At 61.1% G+C, this 17,171-nt stretch carries 21 protein-coding genes; 4 read left to right on the plus strand and 17 right to left on the minus strand.

Translation table 11 applies throughout. From position 1 onward, the window contains the following. The first annotated feature begins 9 nt into the window (after nt 1-9). Nucleotides 10-702, plus strand: a complete 693-nt coding sequence (locus RIdsm_RS29605) for a competence protein CoiA (protein WP_082647578.1) — start codon at nt 10-12, stop codon at nt 700-702. Between the two features lie 137 nt (nt 703-839). On the opposite strand, the gene RIdsm_RS29610 is transcribed toward RIdsm_RS29605, so the two are convergent. From RIdsm_RS29610 to RIdsm_RS29685, 16 genes are all read right to left on the minus strand, one after another. After that, the gene (locus RIdsm_RS29610; protein ID WP_057821927.1) at nt 840-1,916 is read right to left on the minus strand and encodes a TrbL/VirB6 family protein; all 1,077 of its coding nucleotides are present in this window, start codon (nt 1,914-1,916) and stop codon (nt 840-842) included. 12 nt (nt 1,917-1,928) lie between these two features. Further along, a complete protein-coding gene (locus RIdsm_RS29615; RefSeq protein WP_057821929.1) occupies nt 1,929-2,342 on the minus strand; it encodes a hypothetical protein in 414 nt (137 codons plus the stop codon). Continuing rightward, nucleotides 2,339-2,533 (minus strand): hypothetical protein, encoded by a 195-nt coding sequence (locus RIdsm_RS29620; protein ID WP_057821931.1) that lies wholly within the window; start codon nt 2,531-2,533, stop codon nt 2,339-2,341. The genes RIdsm_RS29615 and RIdsm_RS29620 overlap by 4 nt, the downstream gene beginning before the upstream one ends. After that, entirely contained in the window at nt 2,530-3,516 is a 987-nt protein-coding gene (locus RIdsm_RS29625; RefSeq protein ID WP_057821933.1) for an ATPase, T2SS/T4P/T4SS family, read from the minus strand. Before RIdsm_RS29625 ends, RIdsm_RS29620 begins: the two co-directional genes overlap by 4 nt. A gap of 4 nt (nt 3,517-3,520) precedes the next feature. Continuing rightward, entirely contained in the window at nt 3,521-4,900 is a 1,380-nt protein-coding gene (locus RIdsm_RS29630; protein WP_057821935.1) for a TraB/TrbI/VirB10 family type IV secretion system protein, read from the minus strand. Then, a complete protein-coding gene (locus RIdsm_RS29635) occupies nt 4,897-5,592 on the minus strand; it encodes a TrbG/VirB9 family P-type conjugative transfer protein (protein WP_074940739.1) in 696 nt (231 codons plus the stop codon). The genes RIdsm_RS29630 and RIdsm_RS29635 overlap by 4 nt, the downstream gene beginning before the upstream one ends. Nucleotides 5,593-5,693: 101 nt before the next feature. Continuing rightward, on the minus strand, nt 5,694-6,350 hold the full coding sequence (locus RIdsm_RS29640) for a VirB8 family type IV secretion system protein (RefSeq protein ID WP_151175248.1): 657 nt from the start codon (nt 6,348-6,350) through the stop codon (nt 5,694-5,696). A 14-nt stretch (nt 6,351-6,364) separates the two neighbouring features. Beyond that, complete coding sequence (locus tag RIdsm_RS29645) at nt 6,365-7,174, minus strand: type IV secretion system protein (RefSeq protein ID WP_057822090.1); 810 nt, start codon at nt 7,172-7,174, stop codon at nt 6,365-6,367. Then, complete coding sequence (locus tag RIdsm_RS29650; RefSeq protein ID WP_057822092.1) at nt 7,174-8,262, minus strand: lytic transglycosylase domain-containing protein; 1,089 nt, start codon at nt 8,260-8,262, stop codon at nt 7,174-7,176. The genes RIdsm_RS29645 and RIdsm_RS29650 overlap by 1 nt, the downstream gene beginning before the upstream one ends. Before the next feature lie 205 nt (nt 8,263-8,467). Further along, a complete protein-coding gene (gene istB, locus RIdsm_RS29655) occupies nt 8,468-9,238 on the minus strand; it encodes an IS21-like element helper ATPase IstB (RefSeq protein ID WP_151175226.1) in 771 nt (256 codons plus the stop codon). A 12-nt stretch (nt 9,239-9,250) separates the two neighbouring features. Next, nucleotides 9,251-10,780 (minus strand): IS21 family transposase, encoded by a 1,530-nt coding sequence (gene istA / locus RIdsm_RS29660; protein ID WP_151175227.1) that lies wholly within the window; start codon nt 10,778-10,780, stop codon nt 9,251-9,253. A gap of 299 nt (nt 10,781-11,079) precedes the next feature. Continuing rightward, a complete protein-coding gene (locus RIdsm_RS29665; RefSeq protein WP_074940787.1) occupies nt 11,080-13,455 on the minus strand; it encodes a VirB4 family type IV secretion/conjugal transfer ATPase in 2,376 nt (791 codons plus the stop codon). Continuing rightward, a complete protein-coding gene (locus tag RIdsm_RS29670) occupies nt 13,445-13,723 on the minus strand; it encodes a VirB3 family type IV secretion system protein (protein ID WP_043772477.1) in 279 nt (92 codons plus the stop codon). The genes RIdsm_RS29665 and RIdsm_RS29670 overlap by 11 nt, the downstream gene beginning before the upstream one ends. Further along, a complete protein-coding gene (locus RIdsm_RS29675; protein WP_057821668.1) occupies nt 13,716-14,009 on the minus strand; it encodes a TrbC/VirB2 family type IV secretion system protein in 294 nt (97 codons plus the stop codon). Before RIdsm_RS29675 ends, RIdsm_RS29670 begins: the two co-directional genes overlap by 8 nt. After that, nucleotides 14,006-14,620, minus strand: a complete 615-nt coding sequence (locus RIdsm_RS29680; RefSeq protein ID WP_057821666.1) for a lytic transglycosylase domain-containing protein — start codon at nt 14,618-14,620, stop codon at nt 14,006-14,008. Before RIdsm_RS29680 ends, RIdsm_RS29675 begins: the two co-directional genes overlap by 4 nt. Nucleotides 14,621-14,663: 43 nt before the next feature. Next, nucleotides 14,664-15,032, minus strand: coding sequence for a hypothetical protein (locus RIdsm_RS29685; RefSeq protein WP_057821665.1), 369 nt, complete (start codon nt 15,030-15,032; stop codon nt 14,664-14,666). A gap of 210 nt (nt 15,033-15,242) precedes the next feature. Here RIdsm_RS29685 and RIdsm_RS29690 point away from each other — a divergent pair, with 210 nt between their 5' ends. The 3 genes from RIdsm_RS29690 (at nt 15,243) to RIdsm_RS29700 (ending at nt 16,284) form a co-directional block, all read left to right on the plus strand. Next, nucleotides 15,243-15,494 (plus strand): hypothetical protein, encoded by a 252-nt coding sequence (locus RIdsm_RS29690; protein WP_057821672.1) that lies wholly within the window; start codon nt 15,243-15,245, stop codon nt 15,492-15,494. Between the two features lie 124 nt (nt 15,495-15,618). Beyond that, on the plus strand, nt 15,619-15,876 hold the full coding sequence (locus tag RIdsm_RS29695) for a helix-turn-helix domain-containing protein (protein WP_057821663.1): 258 nt from the start codon (nt 15,619-15,621) through the stop codon (nt 15,874-15,876). 168 nt (nt 15,877-16,044) lie between these two features. Next, nucleotides 16,045-16,284 (plus strand): hypothetical protein, encoded by a 240-nt coding sequence (locus tag RIdsm_RS29700; protein ID WP_057821661.1) that lies wholly within the window; start codon nt 16,045-16,047, stop codon nt 16,282-16,284. A 106-nt stretch (nt 16,285-16,390) separates the two neighbouring features. Here RIdsm_RS29700 and RIdsm_RS29705 read toward each other — a convergent pair whose 3' ends face one another. After that, on the minus strand, nt 16,391-17,146 hold the full coding sequence (locus tag RIdsm_RS29705) for a hypothetical protein (RefSeq protein WP_177228469.1): 756 nt from the start codon (nt 17,144-17,146) through the stop codon (nt 16,391-16,393). Between the last annotated feature and the right edge of the window lie 25 nt (nt 17,147-17,171).

Below are 17,171 nucleotides of genomic sequence, written 5' to 3' on the forward strand. Positions count from 1 at the left end.
GTGATCGGAATGCGTTTTGCACTTTTGAATGGTCAACGAGTTGAGGCGACGCCTGGTGCCTTGGGCAACTGCCCAGGCTGCAATGCCGCCATGCTAGCTCGATGCGGGACCAAGAAGGTCTGGCATTGGGCGCACAAAGGCCGCCGCCATTGTGATCATTGGTGGGAAAACGAAACCGAGTGGCATCGCGACTGGAAGAACCGGTTTCTCACCGACTGGCAAGAGGTGCCAGCTCGCGATGAAACTGGCGAGCTTCATATTGCGGATATCAAAACACCCTATGGCCTTGTGATCGAGTTCCAGCACTCTGCTATCAAGTCGGCTGAGGTAAGAAAGCGCACAGATTTCTACGGTCAAGTAATTTGGATTATCGATGGAACCCGCCGCCCAACTGATCTGATCCAATATGAACGTATGTTGTCAGAAAACTATCCGGAACGGTTCGACGGCGTTGATATCTACACCGTTTATTGCGAGGAAACACGGCTTCTCAAAGAATGGGGATCATTGGGCAAGATCGTCGGATTTGACTTTGGCGGCGAAAATCTATGCTTGCTGACAGCCGCACAAGGCAGAAGCCGTTATCTCTTCGACTTCCCAAAGGTGGAGTTCGCTAGGTTGATTAGTGAAGGGAGGCCGCTACCAGTGGTTCAGTTCGCAGAACCCACCCAGCGTGGCTATCGAAGGCGTAGAAGATTCTAATAAACTTCAGGTCGCAAACAGTCGTTTTTGGCGGCTATCCTGGTCTACTAAAATCAACGCTTTGGATATGAAAACCGCCCGTAGAAGTTCACCAGCAGTACCTTTGCGGTTTTTGGAGGGTTGTTTTCATTAGCCCGTCACCGTCGCCCCAACCTTCCAAGCCTAGCCAGTTGCGTCAGCATCTGGGACCCGACCCCCGATGATCCTGCGCCGCTTGCCTGACCCGTCTGTCCCATGCCTTGTCGCACAGGCATCTGCTGTACCCCAAAAAACTGCCGAGCCCTGAGGGCTGCGTATTCCGCACCACTGGCGCCACCGATCAGGTAGCGGTTGTAGGCCTGCTGGCTGCCCATTGCGGCACGGGTGAAGCTGTAGCCGCCACCGAGACCGCCGGAGAGGGCGGGCATCATGATGTTGCCGGAGATTGCGCGGACGATGAAGGGTGTTGCGATGATGAATCCCTTGGCCATGAGCACCATCATGAAGAAGGGGATGAGCGCACCGATGTTTGAGGCCCCTTCGGGGTCGCCTAGTTCGCCGATGAGGGCTGAGGAGACCCCTGTGATCGTTGCGAACACGCCTGCGACGACAATGGGGTAGAGCGCAAAGGAAATCAGCGCCGACAGCCAGCGCGCGAAATAGTCCTTGGTCACCTCGAACAGCGTCAGGAAAATCATCACCGGGGCGATCCCGATCAGGAGCGCGATCATCAGCCGAGAGGCTACCAAGATGAAGGCGGCCAGCCCGCCGAGGATCGAGAGCAGAAGCACACCGACGATGTCCAGCATGGCACCGGCCATCCAGTTCAGCTCGGAACCGGCGGCGTTCAGGTAATCGCCGAGTTCCGAGATCAGCCGATCGAACTCTTCCGCGAAAGTACCGGAGGGCCCGGGGCTGCCGCCCCCGACCGAAGCGACAAGTGCGCCGGCGATGCTGTCGATCCCGGCAAGGATGGCGGAAGACAGCGCGTTGAACTGAACCCAATTGGTCGCAAATATCCCGATGAGCCCGATCTTGACTGCAAGCCAAAAAGCCGTGCGCCCGTCCATCGCCTTGTACTGGTAGATCATGTTCAGGAAGACGAGGATCACCACCAGCGTTGTTCCCAGCACCAGCAGCGTGCCAACCGTCGCCGCGACAGATCCGAACTGGGTTTCGGCGGCGGTATCGAGGTAGCCCTGTGAGGTTTCAACGAAATAGGTGACGACGCTCATCGGGGTTGTGCCTCACCAGTTGCCCGCGGCTTCGCAGATCGCTTTGGCCTCGAGACGGGCGTCGTTGGCGCGGCGGTTGTAGACATCCGAGGCTTGCAGCATTTCCCACCGTTCGGCGGTGGGGTGGTGATCGCGGAAGGTGGCCTCGGCCTCGTCCCAAGCTGGGAAGCGGATTTCACAGGCGCAGCTTCCGGTCTCGACGATCCGCTCAAGGTTCTGGGCGCGGTAGATGTCCTGGACCAATACGCGCTGATAGGCCTGGCGCAGGGGGATTTCTTGCATCCAGGTAGGTTCCGCCGGGCGGTCCGGACAGACGTTGAAACTGGGCTCAAGTGTCGGCACCAGGTTGCGCTCGGCGAAGGCGGGCGCGGCCGTCAGGCTCAGGGCCATCGCGATCAGGGCAATGAGACACCGCGCCTGCTTCATGCCGTTGCTCCGATGGCCGTGGTTTCGCGCTTCAAGAAGACCGTGTGTCCCACGTTGGCGAATTCCGAGGAGCTGATCGACACGACCTCCCAGCCTTCGGCCCCCTTCACATTTAGGCTGGCCTGCATGTCGGCAAGACTGGTTTTGCGGGTCATGGGAAAGGACAGGATATCGTATTCAAAGGTTTTCATTGGGAAGCTCCGATCTCATTGTTGCCGGGGAGGTAGAATTCGGTGATCCCGCGTTTGCCATCATGGCGACCGGCCTGGATGATTACGTCGATGGAGTTCTCGATGTACTGGATCATGTCGGCATAGGTCATCGGGATCTCGGTCTTGAGTGCGGCGATGGCCAGACGCTGCACGGCAAGTTGCGGGGTTTCTGCGTGCAGCGTGGTCATTGAGCCGCCATGGCCAGTGTTGATCGCCTCGAGGAAGGTCATGGCCTCCTTGCCTCGCACCTCGCCCAGGATGATCCGGTCGGGGCGCATGCGCAACGTTGCGGTGAGCAGCACATCGGCGGTCTGGAATTCCGCGTCGCGATTGGCGATGAGGGTCACGGCATTGGGCTGGGTCGGCAGAAGCTCGGCGGCTTCCTCGATGGTGACGATGCGTTCCTCGGATGGCACGTGCGAGAGGATCTTGCGCGCAGCCACGGTCTTGCCGGTGGAGGTGCCGCCAGAGACGATCATGTTAAGCTTGTTGTCGACGCAAAAGGCCAGCGCATCGTCGATCACGCCCGCGGCCACAACGTCGCGCAGTTCCCGCGTCTTCTCGAGACGCAGTTCTTCGAGCTTGCGTTCTTTGCCATAGAGAAAGTCGAGTGCGATCCCGTCGAGTGGCAGGCTTGAAAAGAACCGAAGGCTGATCGACATGGCGGTTAGCACTGCAGGTGGAGTGATGACCTGCGCCCGGATCGGTCGCCCCTTGTAGGTGATTGAAACCGAGACGATGGGGCGGTCCTTACTCATCGTGGTGTTTGCGGAAGAGGCGATCTGGTTGCCGAGGTCTTTGACTTCTGTTGCGGTCAGCCTCTGGTCCAGCTTTCGCATGAAGTGATCGCCCTGGAATTCTCCCCAGCAGCTTCCGTCAGGATTTATGCAGATCTCGATGACATCGTCGCGGGTGGCGGCGGCGATCCTGTCGAGGGAGGTTTCGAGATAGCTCAGCGACATGGGCTCAGAAAATCTCCAGATCGCGGTCGACCATCACCGTGACGCGCGCGCCCTGGTCGACGTAGATGACGGGGCCGATCGAGAGGTAGTCGCCGATCACGCTGTCCGTGGCATCTGCCAGATCATCGCCCACGTCTTCCAGCACGTCCGCGGCGGTCTCATCCTGCACGTTTGCCGCGGCGGCGCTTGGCGCGGCGGAGATCAGAGAAATCAGCGCGGCCGAGCCGAAGCGCTCGTCAAAGCGCGTGTCGACAAAGCCGGTGACGCCGGAGCGACCCAATTCATCGCCCCCAAAAGAACTGATCTGGATGGTCTGGTTGTCGGGCAGAATGATCCGGTCCCAGGCGATGGTGACCCGGCGCTGCGCGATATCAACGCCCGAACGATAGCGCCCGATGAGGCGGGATCCACGCGGGATCAAGAGCCGAGAACCGTCGAAACTGAACACGTCTTCGGAAACAACGGCCCGGGTCTGGCCGGGCAGAGAGCTGTCGAGGGCGGTTTCCATGACGGCCTGGATCATCGTGCCCTGGATGATCGTGTTGGAGGGGTTGGCGATGACCTCAGCTTGCGTCACCGAAGTGGGCAGCGCGCCGTTCAGAACGAAATCCGTCACTTCGCCAAAGGTGCGCTCGGTCAGCGCCGTCTCATTCGCACCGGACGTGCCGCCAAAGGCGATGGTGGGCGAGGTGATGCGGCGCTCCTGAAACGCGCGCTCCTCAGCAGCGCGGCGTTCAAGTTCCGCGAGCCGTCGTGCTTCTTCCTCGCGGCGCAGCCGTTCTTCTTCCCGCGCGCGCAACTCGTCCTCGGTGGGCCCGGTGGGTGCGGGGAGGGGGCGGTTGGCCTCGAGTTGGGCCAGTTCCAGATCCATGCGGAGTTGCTCAAGGCTGCGATCCCGCGCCGTCAGTTCGTCCTGGAATCGTTGCTGTGCGGCTTCCGAGGCGGCTTGGAGCGCAGCGATTTGAGCGGTCAGCGCGTCGATCGCCTCTGCGGCGGCGGTGTCTTCCTCGACGACCGGTTCAGGGGCGTTGCGCAATTCCTCGATCTGGGCCTGAAGGGCTGCGAGCTGTGCCAGAAGCTCAGCATTGGGCTCGACCGGATCGGGTGCGACGAACACAACCTCGGGCTCGGGCGGGGGCAAGGTCTCGATGGCGCCGAACCCGTCGCCTTCGTTCTGGAACACGTCCGGCGTGGCCGTGGGAAGGACTTCCTCTTCCTCGGGTTGGGACATGAGATAGAGCAACGCACCGCCCGCGCCGATCACGAGGACGACGACCAAAGCGAGCAGCGGTGAGCGCCGTGGGGCAGGGGGCGAACCAGCGCCCTTGCCTTGTTCTAGAGCAGCGAGGCGTTTCTCGAGGTCTGCGTTTCCAGTATCGCTCATGAGCCTACCCCCGCAGGTGGGGTGGCCTCGATGCAGACCACCTCCTCCCCGATCCGCAGCACCCATTGTCGGTTCACGCCGCTGACGCGGATCACGCCGTCTTCAGGGGTTTGCGTGTTGACCGTGCGCTCACGGCCATTGGCGTAGCGGAAGATCGCAGGCACCGGCGCGTTCCGCGGAAATTCGAAATACGTAAACGTCCCGTCATCCCAGACACGGGTGGGGGTGAACTCGGTCCGGGCGCTGGCACCGTAATTATAGTTCGGCGCTTGGGCCGCGATGGCACGTGTGGGCCGCGTATTGTCTTCGGGGTAGCGGAACTGGACCACGTAAAAGGTCGGACTGCGGGTCTCCTCGACGTTAAAGTAATAACTGCGCCTGTTCGTGTAGACGGTCACATTGGTATGCACCCCGCGCGCCACCGGCTTGATCGCGAAGGCCTGACCCCCGGGTACGCCGTCGATCTCGAAGCCTTCCGTGTCGCCCGCAATGATCGAGCGGATGCTCTCGCCTTCCCCGAACTCGACCGTGGTCACATGGGTGAGCGACACGCTGAGCCGGTAGACCTGACCTTCTTGATATGTTGCCAGCCGCACCCGATTGTCATTGGGCCCGCCACGCGGGATGGCTTCGGCGAAAGCAAGGCCGGGCAACAGGGCAATCAGCAATATGAAAAGTCGAGCAGGGAACAAACATGCGTTTCCGGAATGAGTTGGGTCGCCAATACCCTGCCACGCTGCGCGCTCTCGGGACATTGGCGACAAGATATTTTGAATTGAATTCCAGAAACGCATTAATTCTCCAATCTGTCGGAGCGGATGGAATATTCGAGGACCGTGAAGCCGAAGGGGTTGGTCCAGACCTCATCGATGGAGCGGCGGGTCTCGGGGCGGAACTCGAAGAGAAGCGTGGCGGTGAAAAGCCCGGTTTGGACGCCGTTGATAGATGTCAGGCGCTTGCGCAGGCGGACCGTCGCGCGGTTGGTTCCGATCCGGTTGATGCTGAGGATCTCCACGTCGAGCCGCGCATTGGGGCCATAGACCGTCGGCGGGTAGTTCTCATTGGCGCTGTTCCAGATCTGGCGCAGCCCGCTCTCGGCAGCTCCGTCCGAGCGGCGCAGGACGTTGCGGATGCGTAGATCGTTGTCGAGCTGGTTGTAGACCTCCCGGTCGGTCACATAGCGGAACACCTCCGCCTCGATGATCGCTTGGTTGGCGGTCACCGAGGAGGCGCCGACCGAGGCTTCGGGGAGTGCAAAGCCGGTGGCGGGATCATAGGGAACAACGACGGGGGGCGGGTCGACATCGAGGATCGAGACCGCCGCGGCGCTCAGACAGCCGATGCCACCGAAGACAAGGCCCGTCAGGCCAAGGCGTTGCCAGAGCCGTTCGCGGCGCAAGGCACCGTAGACCAGTTCTTCCTCGATGATTTCCTGTTCACTCGCCACCATTCATGCCCCCACGATTACTCGGCCCGAAGGTCCGGCAAGGTGAAATCCATGAAGCGCTGTTCTTCGGCGATTGTGGCGGCATCAATCACGCCGCCTGTGCCGTCACCCACGGTTTGCACGGCCTCAAGCTGCCACATGGCGACGAGGGCAATTGCCAGCTCCGCCGTCACCCGCGTGTTGAGGTCGATACTTTCCTTCAGTTCGTCCATGTCATCGATCAGCCCGACCAACCGGTCGACGCGTTCCAGCGATTGGCCCGCGTCCTCGTAGCTGTTCTGGGCAGCGGCCGAGACGAGCGCGCCGGTTGTGGCCTGCGTCGCCACGCGGTTGGCCCCGGGATTTCCGCTGGTGGCCATTTCCGTGAGGGTATCGTCATCAAAGCCGAGATCGGCCAGCACCCGGTCCATCTGTGTTTCGATCTCGCCCGCGCCGGAGCCCGACAGGCCAGAGAAGTCTCCGGTCTTGATGGCCTCAATCGTGGCGAGGATGTCTCCGAACTCCTGATCGAGCAGGCCGTTCAGCTCGTCTTCCATCTCGGTGCGGATGATTTCCGGCAGTTCGGCGAGGCGGGTGAGGGCTTCGTAGGTCCGTTGCAGCTCCGCGAGTTGTTCCGTGAGAGTGGCAAGCTGTTCACGGAGCTGCGTCAGCTGCTCGTTTTGCAGGATCTCGTCCTCGATCATCTGCCGGAGTTGCTGGATGTTTTGCGCGATGTTCTGGGTATCGACGACGGGCACGCCTTGTGCCAGGGCAGGGGACAGGGTGCCAAGATGCAGGCCAATCCCAAGCGTCGTGGCCAAGGCCGTTCTCATGAGTAGATGTCTCATCAGTCTATCTCCCTGATCGTGAATTCCATGAACGCGCCCTCGGCCATGCGGGCGCTGGCCTGTGCCAGCTCTTCGGCCGAGAGTACGCGGGTCCGCGCCGCCTGTAGCCGGATGCGGGCCGCGACGAGACGCACGAGTTCGGCGCGGGCATAGGTATTGAGCGCGACGCTTTCCTGTACGTCTTCCGTCGCGGAAATCCGCGTGACGATGTCTTGGATACGCAGGGCAGCTTGCCTGATCGCGGCGGGCGAGTTGTTGCCATAGAAAGCCGCGCCATGCCCGGTCATCGAGAGGTTAGCATTGGCCAGAAGCGCGGGGTCGATCGTGCCGAGCGCTTCGATCCCGCCGATTCGGCTGAGGTAGAGATTGTAGCGTTCGGGGATGACCTGGACGTAGTGCTGGGTCTCGCGGAAGGGTGGTACGCCCCCATATTCGAACACGCGACCGGGTCCGGCGTTGTAGGCCGCGAGGGCGTTGATGACATTGCCATCGAATGTGTTGAGCTGGGCCGCAAGATACCGCGCGCCGCCATGCACCTGCAGATAGGGGCTGTTGTAGTATTCCGGGTTAATGCCGAGATCGCTGGCGGTCCCGGGCATGATCTGGGTGAGGCCGAAGGCCCCGACGGGCGAGCGCGCGCCGATGGTAAACCGGCTTTCCTGCCAGATGAGCGCCTGTAGGAGTGCGCGCCATTGAACCGGGGAGAGGCCCGCGCGGCCAACGCCGGCAAAGCCGCTGGTTTCCTGGGCGACGCGGATGATGAGTTGCTCGATGTTTTCTGCCGCATCCCCGAACATCTGTGCGCCGCCGGGATTGGGGTCGGTCTCGGCATTGCCGTAGACCGTTTCGACGGAACGGGCTGGATCGCCGCTTCCGTTTTCCAGCCCTGAAATCATCGCGGTCGGGCCCTGACCGCCGAAGCTGGTCTGGGCATCGAGGATGCGTTGCAGAGTTTCCAGCTGCTCCCGTTCGATCTCGGCAATGAGTTCGCGCACGGCAAGCTTGTCCGCCTGGACCGCGAGGTCAGCCTCGCGATCGCCGGTCTCGACGATATCGCGCGCAGTCAGCCCGCTGTCATTGGTCGGCACACCTTGGGACAAGGCGAGACCGGGCAGCAGGCAAAGGGCCAGGATATGGGGCAGCTTAGACCTCAATGTCACCCTCCGGTGCGCCGATCGGCGTGAAGCTGCGCATTCCGGGCTTCGCGGACAGCCATTCCAACGGCACGCGGACAGTCATTCCGGGGTGCGCGGACAAAGTTCGCGCGGGATGCTGAGCGTTTGATTTGACATCTCAGGTGTCGGTTTGTTCGTCAACGGTTTTGGTCGCGGGGGCATCGCGGGTCTTGCGCATCGACGGGCCATCGAGAGGCAATCTGTGCGCATTGTGGATCAGGCGATCCAGGATAGCGTCCGCGAAAGTCGGTTCGTCGATGATGTTGTGCCAGGCATCGACCGGCAGCTGGCTTGTGACCAGCGTTGCGCCGGACCCGTATCGATCCTCGATGATTTCCATCATATCCCGGCGCTGTGGCGCGGTCATGCGTTCCGGCCCCCAGTCGTCGAGAATGAGCAAGTCCGCTTTGACAAGCTGGCGGAACATGCGTGGGAAGCGTCCATCGTCATGCGCCAGTTGCAGTTCCGAAAACAGCCTCGGCAGGCGCTTGTAGATCACGGTGGCGTTGTCGCGGCAGGCTCTTTGTCCCAAGGCGCAGGCCAACCAAGTTTTGCCGACCCCACAGGGGCCGGTGATCAGCAGGTTGCGCTTTTCCTTGATCCATCGGCCAGCGGCGAGCTGTTGGAACAAAGCCTTGTCGAGGCGGCGCGCGGCGCGGAAATCGACATCTTCGACGCAAGCGCCACCGTGACGAAGCTTGGCGGCGCGCAGCCGGGACTGGAACCGCTTGGTCGTGCGGTTCGCCACCTCCCGGTCGATCAGGAGGCCGAGCCATTCGGCATGGCCCATGTCGGCGGCGCTGTCCTGGGATTGCAGTTCGGTGAAAGCGTCCGCCATGCCGTCCAGCTTGAGCTGGCGCAGCAGGTCGTGGGTTGGATGATCAAGCATGTGTATCCTTTCTCAGTGGAAATAATCGGCGCCGCGAATGTTGGGGTGGGTGATCGCCGGTTCCTCTGCGGGCCGATCCGGGGCCCGGCGATATCTCTTGTTCTTCAGGATGGATTGCAGGGAGCCGTAGGAATGGGCGCCGATGGTGAGCGCGTAATTTGCGGCCGCTTCAAACTCGGTTGCCGCGTATCCCTTGGACAACCGCAGGATGCCCAGGCAGGCGCGGAACCCCTGCACGGGGTGTTTGCGTTCGCGCATGATGACCTCGACGAGGGATGCCGTGTTGGGGCCGACCTTGGACGCCCACCGGCACAGGCGCTCCGGGGTCCAATCGGCATAGGCTCGGTGATTGGACGGCATGTGATCCATCACCGTAGTGTGCTTGCGGTTGCCCGATGTCCGGACATGCGAGGCAACGCGCTGATCTTTATGGAATATCTCGATAGTCCGACTGGTGATGCGCGCCCAGACCTCGGCCTTCAGCAGGGTGTGGGGCACCGAGTAATAATGCCGGTCGATCTCGACGTGGTAGTCGAGCCCCACCTTGCGGCAGCGCCATTCCGCGAACTCGTATGGCTCCAGCGGAAGCGGCTGGAGGGCGTGGCGTTCGATCTGTTCGAACAGCTCCCGGCGGCTGGCCCCGAGATGACGGGTGCGCCGGTTGTTGAAGCGCTCCAGAAGCTCCCGGATCGCCGCGTTCAACTCCGCCAACGAGGAAAAGCGCCGGTTCCGCAGCCGCGCATGGATCCACCTCTGCGCGAGCTGCACGGCCACCTCGACTGTGGCCTTGTCGCGAGGCTTGCGCGGGCGGGCCGGGATGATGGCGGTGTCGTAATGTGCCGCCATGTCGGCGTAGCTGCGATTGATTTGTGGATCGTGGAAGCAGGCCTTGGTGACCCCGGATTTGAGATTGTCCGAGACCACCGTCGTGGGCACGCCGCCCAAGAATGCGAAGGTTCGCGTGTGACTGCCGATCCAGTCGGACAGGCCTTGTGTCCAGGTGGCTTCGGCATAGGTCAGGTTCGACGCGCCGAGGGCTGCGACAAAGAACTCGGCCTGGCGCACCTCACCAGTCTCGGGGTCCACTATCTCGAAGGTTTGCCCGGCGTAGTCCACGTAAAGCGCTTCGCCCGCCACATGATGCTGGCGCATCACCGGGGCCAGCCTGCCCTCCCAGCGGCGGTAAAGCTCGCAAAAACGGCTGTAGCCATAGCCCTTGGGATGCGCCTCCCGGTATTCCTCCCAGAGCAGCGACAGGGTCACTCCGGGCCTGCGCAACTCGCTATGCACATGCGCCCAGTCCGGCTTCGGGTAGGTGGTAGCTGCATCTGGCGGTGGGACCGGGAACAACAACGCTTCCAGCGCAGCATCCGTCAGATCATCCGGCAGCGGCCAGGACAAACCCGCCCGCGCCGCCCGGCCGACATACTCGCTGACCGACGTACGGCCGACGCCGATGCTGTCGCCAACCTCCCGGGTCGTCAGGCCGCTTGCGCGCAGCCTCAAGGCTTCTCTGATCTTCCTCATCGGCAATCTCGCCATTGGGTCCCTCCCGCTCTCAAAAGAGCGAAAGGCTACCCGCCACGTGATTGCTCAGCACCCCGCCAAAGGGCTCCGCGATCTTGTCCGCGAACCCCGGAATCTTGTCCGCGCTAAATCGGAATGCTTGTCCGCGTCAGATTGGAATCCTTGTCCGCGCTACCCCGGTGCGCGCATGAAGCTGCAATCAGGCGCGACAGGTGCCGTGGACGCGAGGAATGTGAAGCAGTTCGCCTGCGGTTCCTGGTACTGGGCGCAGGAGGCCAAAGCGCCGAGCGCGGTGAGAAGAAACAGAGTACGAATCATGAAAGCCTCCAAAAGTCCGGGCGGTCGCGGTAATCGGCGCCGACCAGCGCCTCGCCTTTTTCCATGCCGCCGAGGATGGTGAGATTGGGCCCGAGGGCGCTCAGATCGGCATCGACGACGATCGAGCCCTGGTCGTCGCGGATGAGCGCAAGGCGGCTGTCGCTGCCGGTGTTGAGAAGCACATCGAGTTCCTTCTCATAGAGGTTCAGCATCGCGTAATCGGCGGCATGGGCGCGGATGTTCGGAAGCAGGATTTGTGTGGGCACCGCTTCGACGATGGTCTTGCCGGTTCGGGTGCGCTCGAGCTGGCTGGCGTATTGCGTCATCATTACCGCAACGGTGTTCTGCTTGCGCGCGGTCACGAGCCAGTTCGACAGCCGCTCGGCGAAATACGCGTTATCGAGCGCCTTCCAGGCCTCGTCGATCACGATGATGGTGGGGCGCCGATCCTCGATCTCGCGCTCAACCCGGCGGAAGAGATAGGAGAGGACGGCCATGCGTTCCTTCTCGGCCTCGCTGTCGAGAATGCCGGTCAGATCGAAGCCCACCACATCGCCCTTCAGCGAGAAGGTGTCTTCCAGCGTCTGTCCGAAAATCCAGCCGTAGCGGCCCTCTTCGGTCCACTCGAGCAGGCGCTGGTGCAGATCGCCGCCATCATCGGTGGACACAAAAAGAGATGCGAAGTCGCGCCAGTTCCGCAAGGCTGGGTTCGTGGCCTGCGCATTCTGGCGCACGACCTCCTGAATGCGATTTGTTTGCGCGGGCGTCAGCGGCTTGTCGGCACGATAGAGCAGGGTGGCGAGCCAGTCCGAGAGCCAGGCGGTGCCGCGCGCATCGGTCTCGGTCCAGAGCGGGTTGAGGCCCGTGGGTTGGCCGGCTTTGAGCGATGCATAACGCCCGCCATTGGCGCGGACCGCCATCTCCATACCGAGGCGGTAATCGAAGACGAAGATCCGCGACCCTGCTCGACGAGCTTGCGTCATGAGGAAGGCCGAGAGGACCGATTTGCCTGACCCGGGTCGTCCCATGATCAGTGTATGCCCGCTGGTGGGTTCTTTGTCGGGCGAGCCTTGCTCGTGATAGGAAAACCGATAGGCGCTCTGCTCGGGCGTGGGCAGATAGGTGATGACGCGGCCCCAAGGGGTTTTCGTGGCGGGTTTGCCGAGTTGGGTCCGGTGGAAGGCCGCGAAATCCGCGAAGTTGCGATTGGTGATGGCACTGGCGCGCACGCGCTTGGGCTGGTTGCCGGGATGCTGACTGAGGTAATGCGCCTTGGCCGCGACCCGCTCGCCGATCATCTTCACGCCTTCGGCGGCCGCGGCGTTCACGATCTCGGCGCTCAAGCTCTGCAACTCGTCCAGCGTATCGCAGAAAATCGTCACGACCATGTGGTGCTCGCCGAAGCTCTGCCGCTTGGCCTCCAGATCATCGGCAGCGATATCGAGGGCTTCCATGAGCGAGAGGGCCGCGTCCTGGCTGGCCTGCATCTGGCGCTTCTGGCGCTTGATCCGGCCCGCCATGAGGTTCGAATTGATCGGCGTGAAGGAATGCGTGACGATCATGTCGACCGGCAGGTTCAGCATGTCGAACATGGTGCAGGAGGTGCCTTCCGAGTATTCCCCGATGGTGAAACTCTTGCCGTACCGGTGTCCCACGACGCCTTCGGAGAGCTCGAAGTGATCGCCTTGAAACGTCACTCGCGTGTTGGCGACGTTGAAGGACAGGAAGCCATAGGTGTTTGCGGGATAGAGCGGCAGTTCCTGGCCAGTGTTGAGGGCCCCCAGAAAGCCGATCAACTCGCCGGACTTGGCCGAAAGCACACGTGGGTTAAGCTCCGTCAGGCCAGACAGGAACACGTTTACGGCCTCGCCTAATCGGCGAAGGCGCTTCTCGGTCGCTTCCTTGAGGCGATCCGGCGCGCTGCGGTTCAGGAATGGCAGGACGCTTTTTGGAGGAGGGCGATGGATGATCGTAAGGGTGAGCGTCTTGTCGCGCAGCCCGCTGGTCTCTAGCTTCTTGCGCCAGAGCCGGTCGACTTCTCCCGCGAAACTGTCCTCGCGCAGGGGCTCGAGGTCCGGCGTGATCGCCTTCGAGACCTTATGGACGTAATAGCTGAACTCCGGCCCCAATTGCGCAATGATCCGAGCGAAGAGCGCGGTCACCTTGTCGAGATAGGCATCATCCGTCGTATAGCTGTTGACCCCGTCGAGCCGGATGCACTGAAAAAGCTCGTTCACCCGGGTTCGCACGGTGCGGTCATCGACCAGGCTGACGTAAGGTAGCATATGCGCGAGGCGGGTCTCGCGCGCATACCAGTCTGGCGTCATTGTGCGGGCATCGAGCGCAGCATCACGGGCGTCATCACGGGGCATAGCTGTCCCCGCCATGGATGGACCTGTTGCGCGTGGGCGGTGTCTCCTGCAGGGCCGTCATCATCACGTCGATGAAACGCGGGTCCCAATCTGCGGCCTTCCACAGCACCGGATAAAGAAGGGCGGCCACGCCCAGCACCCCGATGTGCTGGACCCAGACGAACAAGAGCACCGAACCGAAGAGCCAGACCATCGCGTACATGATGGGCAGGCCCAGAAGCTTCGGCGGGCGCACGAGGCCGAGAAAGAGAGGCGCGCGCTCAGCCACCGGCAAAGACCGCGGCAACGATGGTGGGGGCGGCGGCAACACCAGCGATGCCCACGAGGACCCAGAGCGCCTGGCGCAGATCGATGATGTTGAAGAACCAGCTGAGAAAGACCCCGAGAACGGCAAGCGTCGCGATGACAACGCCAAGTGGGCCGGTCAGCGCGTCGACAATGCCCTGTAACAAGCTTTGGATCGGGGAGAGATCAATGCTCTGGGCGAGGGCGGGTTCGGCAATCAGCAGGAATAGCGCCAGCGAGGCGACAAAGACGTTTGAAATCTGTTTCATGAATTTGATCCTTCCAATCGGGCCACGACGGCCATGACACGGGCCACGTGGTTCTGGGTTTCTCGGTAAGGGGGAATGCCACCGTGTTGGCGCACGGCTTCCGGCCCCGCGTTGTAGGCCGCCAGCGCCAGATGCGGATCGCCGAACGTCTCCAGCATCATCGCGAGGTAGCGGGCGGAGCCGTCGAGGTTCTGCAGCGGATCACGCGGGTTGACGCCCAGATCACGCGCCGTCGCTGGCATCAATTGACCAAGGCCAATGGCACCTGCACTTGAAATCGCATCCTGCCGGTAGGCGCTCTCAACCTCGATATTGGCCCGATAGAGAGCCAGCCAATCCGTCACGGAAAGCCCCGCGCGACGCAGGCCGGGATGGCCGGCATAGCGCAAGGCCGTGGTCTGAATCCCGGAGAGGACATCGGCGCGGGGCAGGGGAGTCAGGCGAGCAAGGGCCGCGACTTGGACGCCCTCTTGCTCGGCCTCTACCTCGCCGAAGATCGCGATCCCATCTGAGGCCGAACCCTGACCAATCCCGTCATTGTAGTTTCGAGCAAAGCTGCTTTGGGAGCGGGACGGGATCAGGGAGCCGTCGCTCTCCATGACCAGCACCATTTGCGCGGAGGCTGGCGCGGCGACCAGCCAGAGGCAGACGAGGTTAGTTGTCAGCGCCCTTGTCTGATGGGGCTTTGTCTGACGGCGGAAGTTTGTGGGTCCGGCTTGTCCCCGCCTCAAGCGGCAGGTCGACATGCGCAAAGCCAAGGCCAATGAAGAAAGACACCACGCCGGAGATCGTTTTGAACTCGCGGATCTTGATATCGTTGTAGGTCGTCCGCGTGCGGGCGGTGACGAGGAGCTTTTCCACGCCATCATCAGAGACAACGCGCATGATCCAGACCCCGTAATAGCTGGGGCCTTTCTTATGTGCCGACTCCTGGCACAGGATTTCTGCGCTATAGCCGCTTTCCACGAGTTCGCGGAACCTGGCTTCCGTAACCACATTTGGTGCTTCGATGTCCCAGTTCATGGCCCGGCTCACGCTTTCTCCAATGGCGCGACCCCAGGCATTCCTACTTGAAGCCCAGAGTTACGATAGTATACTATCAACCGCAAGATGTAATATCGTGCTTTAGCTGTAGTTTGGTCACGCAAACACTAGTCACGGCCAGTGTCTGCGATCAAGGAGATAACAGGTTTGAGAAACCCAAGGTTGATATGCCTGCTCCCATTGCAAGCTATGGTCCTTCTAATCTGCGTTCCCGGGCCGGTTTTGGCGGAATCCTGCTTCGCCCCGGCCCGTCCTTTCGTGCCAAGCGATTCGCAGGCAGTGCGGGACTATGCAGACATCATCCGTGGCGATTTCGAAGATTACATTCAGGATATCCAGAGCTACTTCCGTTGCCTCGACGGTGAACGGGCCCGCGCGTTCGAGGAGGCGAGGGAGGTCAGTGAGGACTATGGCCGATTTCTGCAATTGGTAGGGGATTGATGGGCAGCTTCGGGAGCATCAGACTTGCAGCCCATGGAAACCAGACGCCGATAACACCCTCAAGTATCTACTTTTTAGATAACAGATTTCATCCGCTAGCGACGTCACAAAAGGTATGTGACGCGTGGCGAATACAATTAGAAGCAAAGGGCAAGAGGCTTTGTGCCAGGCGTTGGTCGACGCGCGTAAAAACGCGGGTCTCGGTCAGGACGACTTGGCGGACAGGCTCAAGTGCCATCAATCTCTCGTGGCGCGCATTGAGAGCGGCGAACGCCGGATCGACGTGGTCGAGCTGGTCGTTTTGGCGCGTGCCATCGGCTTTGACCCATTCGAGGTTCTGGCGATCGTCGAAGCCGCCACGGAGCCCGACCACAGGATTTGAACCATTTGATTGATCGAAAACACCGGTGCTGAGCTCTCCCGGTGTGAAGAGCGCTATCACGAGGACAAACAGTAACCGATAATAACCAGGCTCGGCATGCGGTTGCAGCAAGCGATTTAAGATCCAGGCTGCTGTCCACAACGCCGAATTGTAGGAAGTCAGTAAACAGTGAACGAAGATGAGGTCGAAGGCGTCGCGATCGCGAATTTGATCGGGATGGATGAGCGTAGTGTTGTCGGGTGGGTGTATCGCTGGAATACGGGCGCGCTGGCGGTGATGTGGGATGTCAATGGCCCGCAGCGGGTTTCAAAGTGTCTGCCTGACCTCAGTGACGCTGAAAAGCGTGAAATCGACTTCGGTGGATTGACCCAAATTCCGAGGCGCGACAGCTGGCAAGATCAGTCATGACAACTCGAAGCCAATCGAGGGTATCTGTGCATAAAGCGGTACCCTGGGCAGAGTTGACTCGGAGAGTGTCTGCGGCGAATGACGTTTGACAGGCCACTGGAACGGGTCAGTAATCGACCTGTTCAAACCCATAGTTACCCGCGTAGTCGCGCCAATCCACGAATACCGATCGATTAAAAACGCTTGGGCAGTTCGACCCCCAGCCTTCGAGCCCGACATGAGCATCGGGTAGAGCCGTCGGCGCAGATACGGCCCATGAAAATTTGCCCTGCGTGCCGTAGGTGCCAAGATAGACCAGCGCATAGCGTCGGCATTGATTATTTTCTCCAGTTTCTTGCTGAGAGGCGAAGCGAACATCAAAAACTCGAATGGATCGGACAAAATTGAACTCTGGTCCGCTGATGTCGATATCTGCACGATCTTGAACGAGTCGCAGGGCAAGTTCGACGGGAACGAACTCGTTTGATGTTTCGTCAACGCTCCAAACGGCCGTTTTTGCCATTACTTCAGGTGCTTGACGGGTCATGGGAAATGACTGGCGTGGCCGCACATTATCAATCCGGAAGAACGCGTCGAAGGTCCGATTTGTTCCGCTCGGTTGAGGTTCGATCTCATAGGAGGCGCCCATGGGACAGCGCCAGATTTGTAGCGGCGGTTCCACCGGCCAAGGCGTAATTCGTCGGATGAATTCGGCACGGGCCCGGGCGCAAGGGACGGACGCGGGCCAGCCGCCAGACAGGCAGAGGAGGATCGCGCAGTCGATCGGGTATGTCTGCGCGCGGGCGGGCATCGGCAAGGAAACGCCCGCAAGGGCCAGAGCAACAGCGACCGAGGGGAGGAGCTTTTTGAATGAATAACGCATGCTGAGGAGCCTTCGTGACAGGAGT

This window comes from Roseovarius indicus (genome assembly GCF_008728195.1).
Lineage (GTDB): Bacteria > Pseudomonadota > Alphaproteobacteria > Rhodobacterales > Rhodobacteraceae > Roseovarius > Roseovarius indicus.

What these genes read in the sequence shown, in the direction of transcription:
- RIdsm_RS29625 (WP_057821933.1), bottom strand. Translation starts at nt 3,516, where the DNA reads ATGTCGCTGAGCTATCTCGAAACCTCCCTCGACAGGATCGCCGCCGCC.
- RIdsm_RS29675 (WP_057821668.1), bottom strand. Translation starts at nt 14,009, where the DNA reads ATGAAACAGATTTCAAACGTCTTTGTCGCCTCGCTGGCGCTATTCCTG.
- istA (WP_151175227.1), bottom strand. Translation starts at nt 10,780, where the DNA reads ATGGCGAGATTGCCGATGAGGAAGATCAGAGAAGCCTTGAGGCTGCGC.
- RIdsm_RS29645 (WP_057822090.1), bottom strand. Translation starts at nt 7,174, where the DNA reads ATGAGACATCTACTCATGAGAACGGCCTTGGCCACGACGCTTGGGATT.
- RIdsm_RS29610 (WP_057821927.1), bottom strand. Translation starts at nt 1,916, where the DNA reads ATGAGCGTCGTCACCTATTTCGTTGAAACCTCACAGGGCTACCTCGAT.
- istB (WP_151175226.1), bottom strand. Translation starts at nt 9,238, where the DNA reads ATGCTTGATCATCCAACCCACGACCTGCTGCGCCAGCTCAAGCTGGAC.
- RIdsm_RS29630 (WP_057821935.1), bottom strand. Translation starts at nt 4,900, where the DNA reads ATGAGCGATACTGGAAACGCAGACCTCGAGAAACGCCTCGCTGCTCTA.
- RIdsm_RS29705 (WP_177228469.1), bottom strand. Translation starts at nt 17,146, where the DNA reads ATGCGTTATTCATTCAAAAAGCTCCTCCCCTCGGTCGCTGTTGCTCTG.
- RIdsm_RS29605 (WP_082647578.1), top strand. Translation starts at nt 10, where the DNA reads ATGCGTTTTGCACTTTTGAATGGTCAACGAGTTGAGGCGACGCCTGGT.
- RIdsm_RS29620 (WP_057821931.1), bottom strand. Translation starts at nt 2,533, where the DNA reads ATGAAAACCTTTGAATACGATATCCTGTCCTTTCCCATGACCCGCAAA.
- RIdsm_RS29690 (WP_057821672.1), top strand. Translation starts at nt 15,243, where the DNA reads ATGGTCCTTCTAATCTGCGTTCCCGGGCCGGTTTTGGCGGAATCCTGC.
- RIdsm_RS29640 (WP_151175248.1), bottom strand. Translation starts at nt 6,350, where the DNA reads ATGGTGGCGAGTGAACAGGAAATCATCGAGGAAGAACTGGTCTACGGT.
- RIdsm_RS29685 (WP_057821665.1), bottom strand. Translation starts at nt 15,032, where the DNA reads ATGAACTGGGACATCGAAGCACCAAATGTGGTTACGGAAGCCAGGTTC.
- RIdsm_RS29665 (WP_074940787.1), bottom strand. Translation starts at nt 13,455, where the DNA reads ATGCCCCGTGATGACGCCCGTGATGCTGCGCTCGATGCCCGCACAATG.
- RIdsm_RS29680 (WP_057821666.1), bottom strand. Translation starts at nt 14,620, where the DNA reads ATGGTGCTGGTCATGGAGAGCGACGGCTCCCTGATCCCGTCCCGCTCC.
- RIdsm_RS29615 (WP_057821929.1), bottom strand. Translation starts at nt 2,342, where the DNA reads ATGAAGCAGGCGCGGTGTCTCATTGCCCTGATCGCGATGGCCCTGAGC.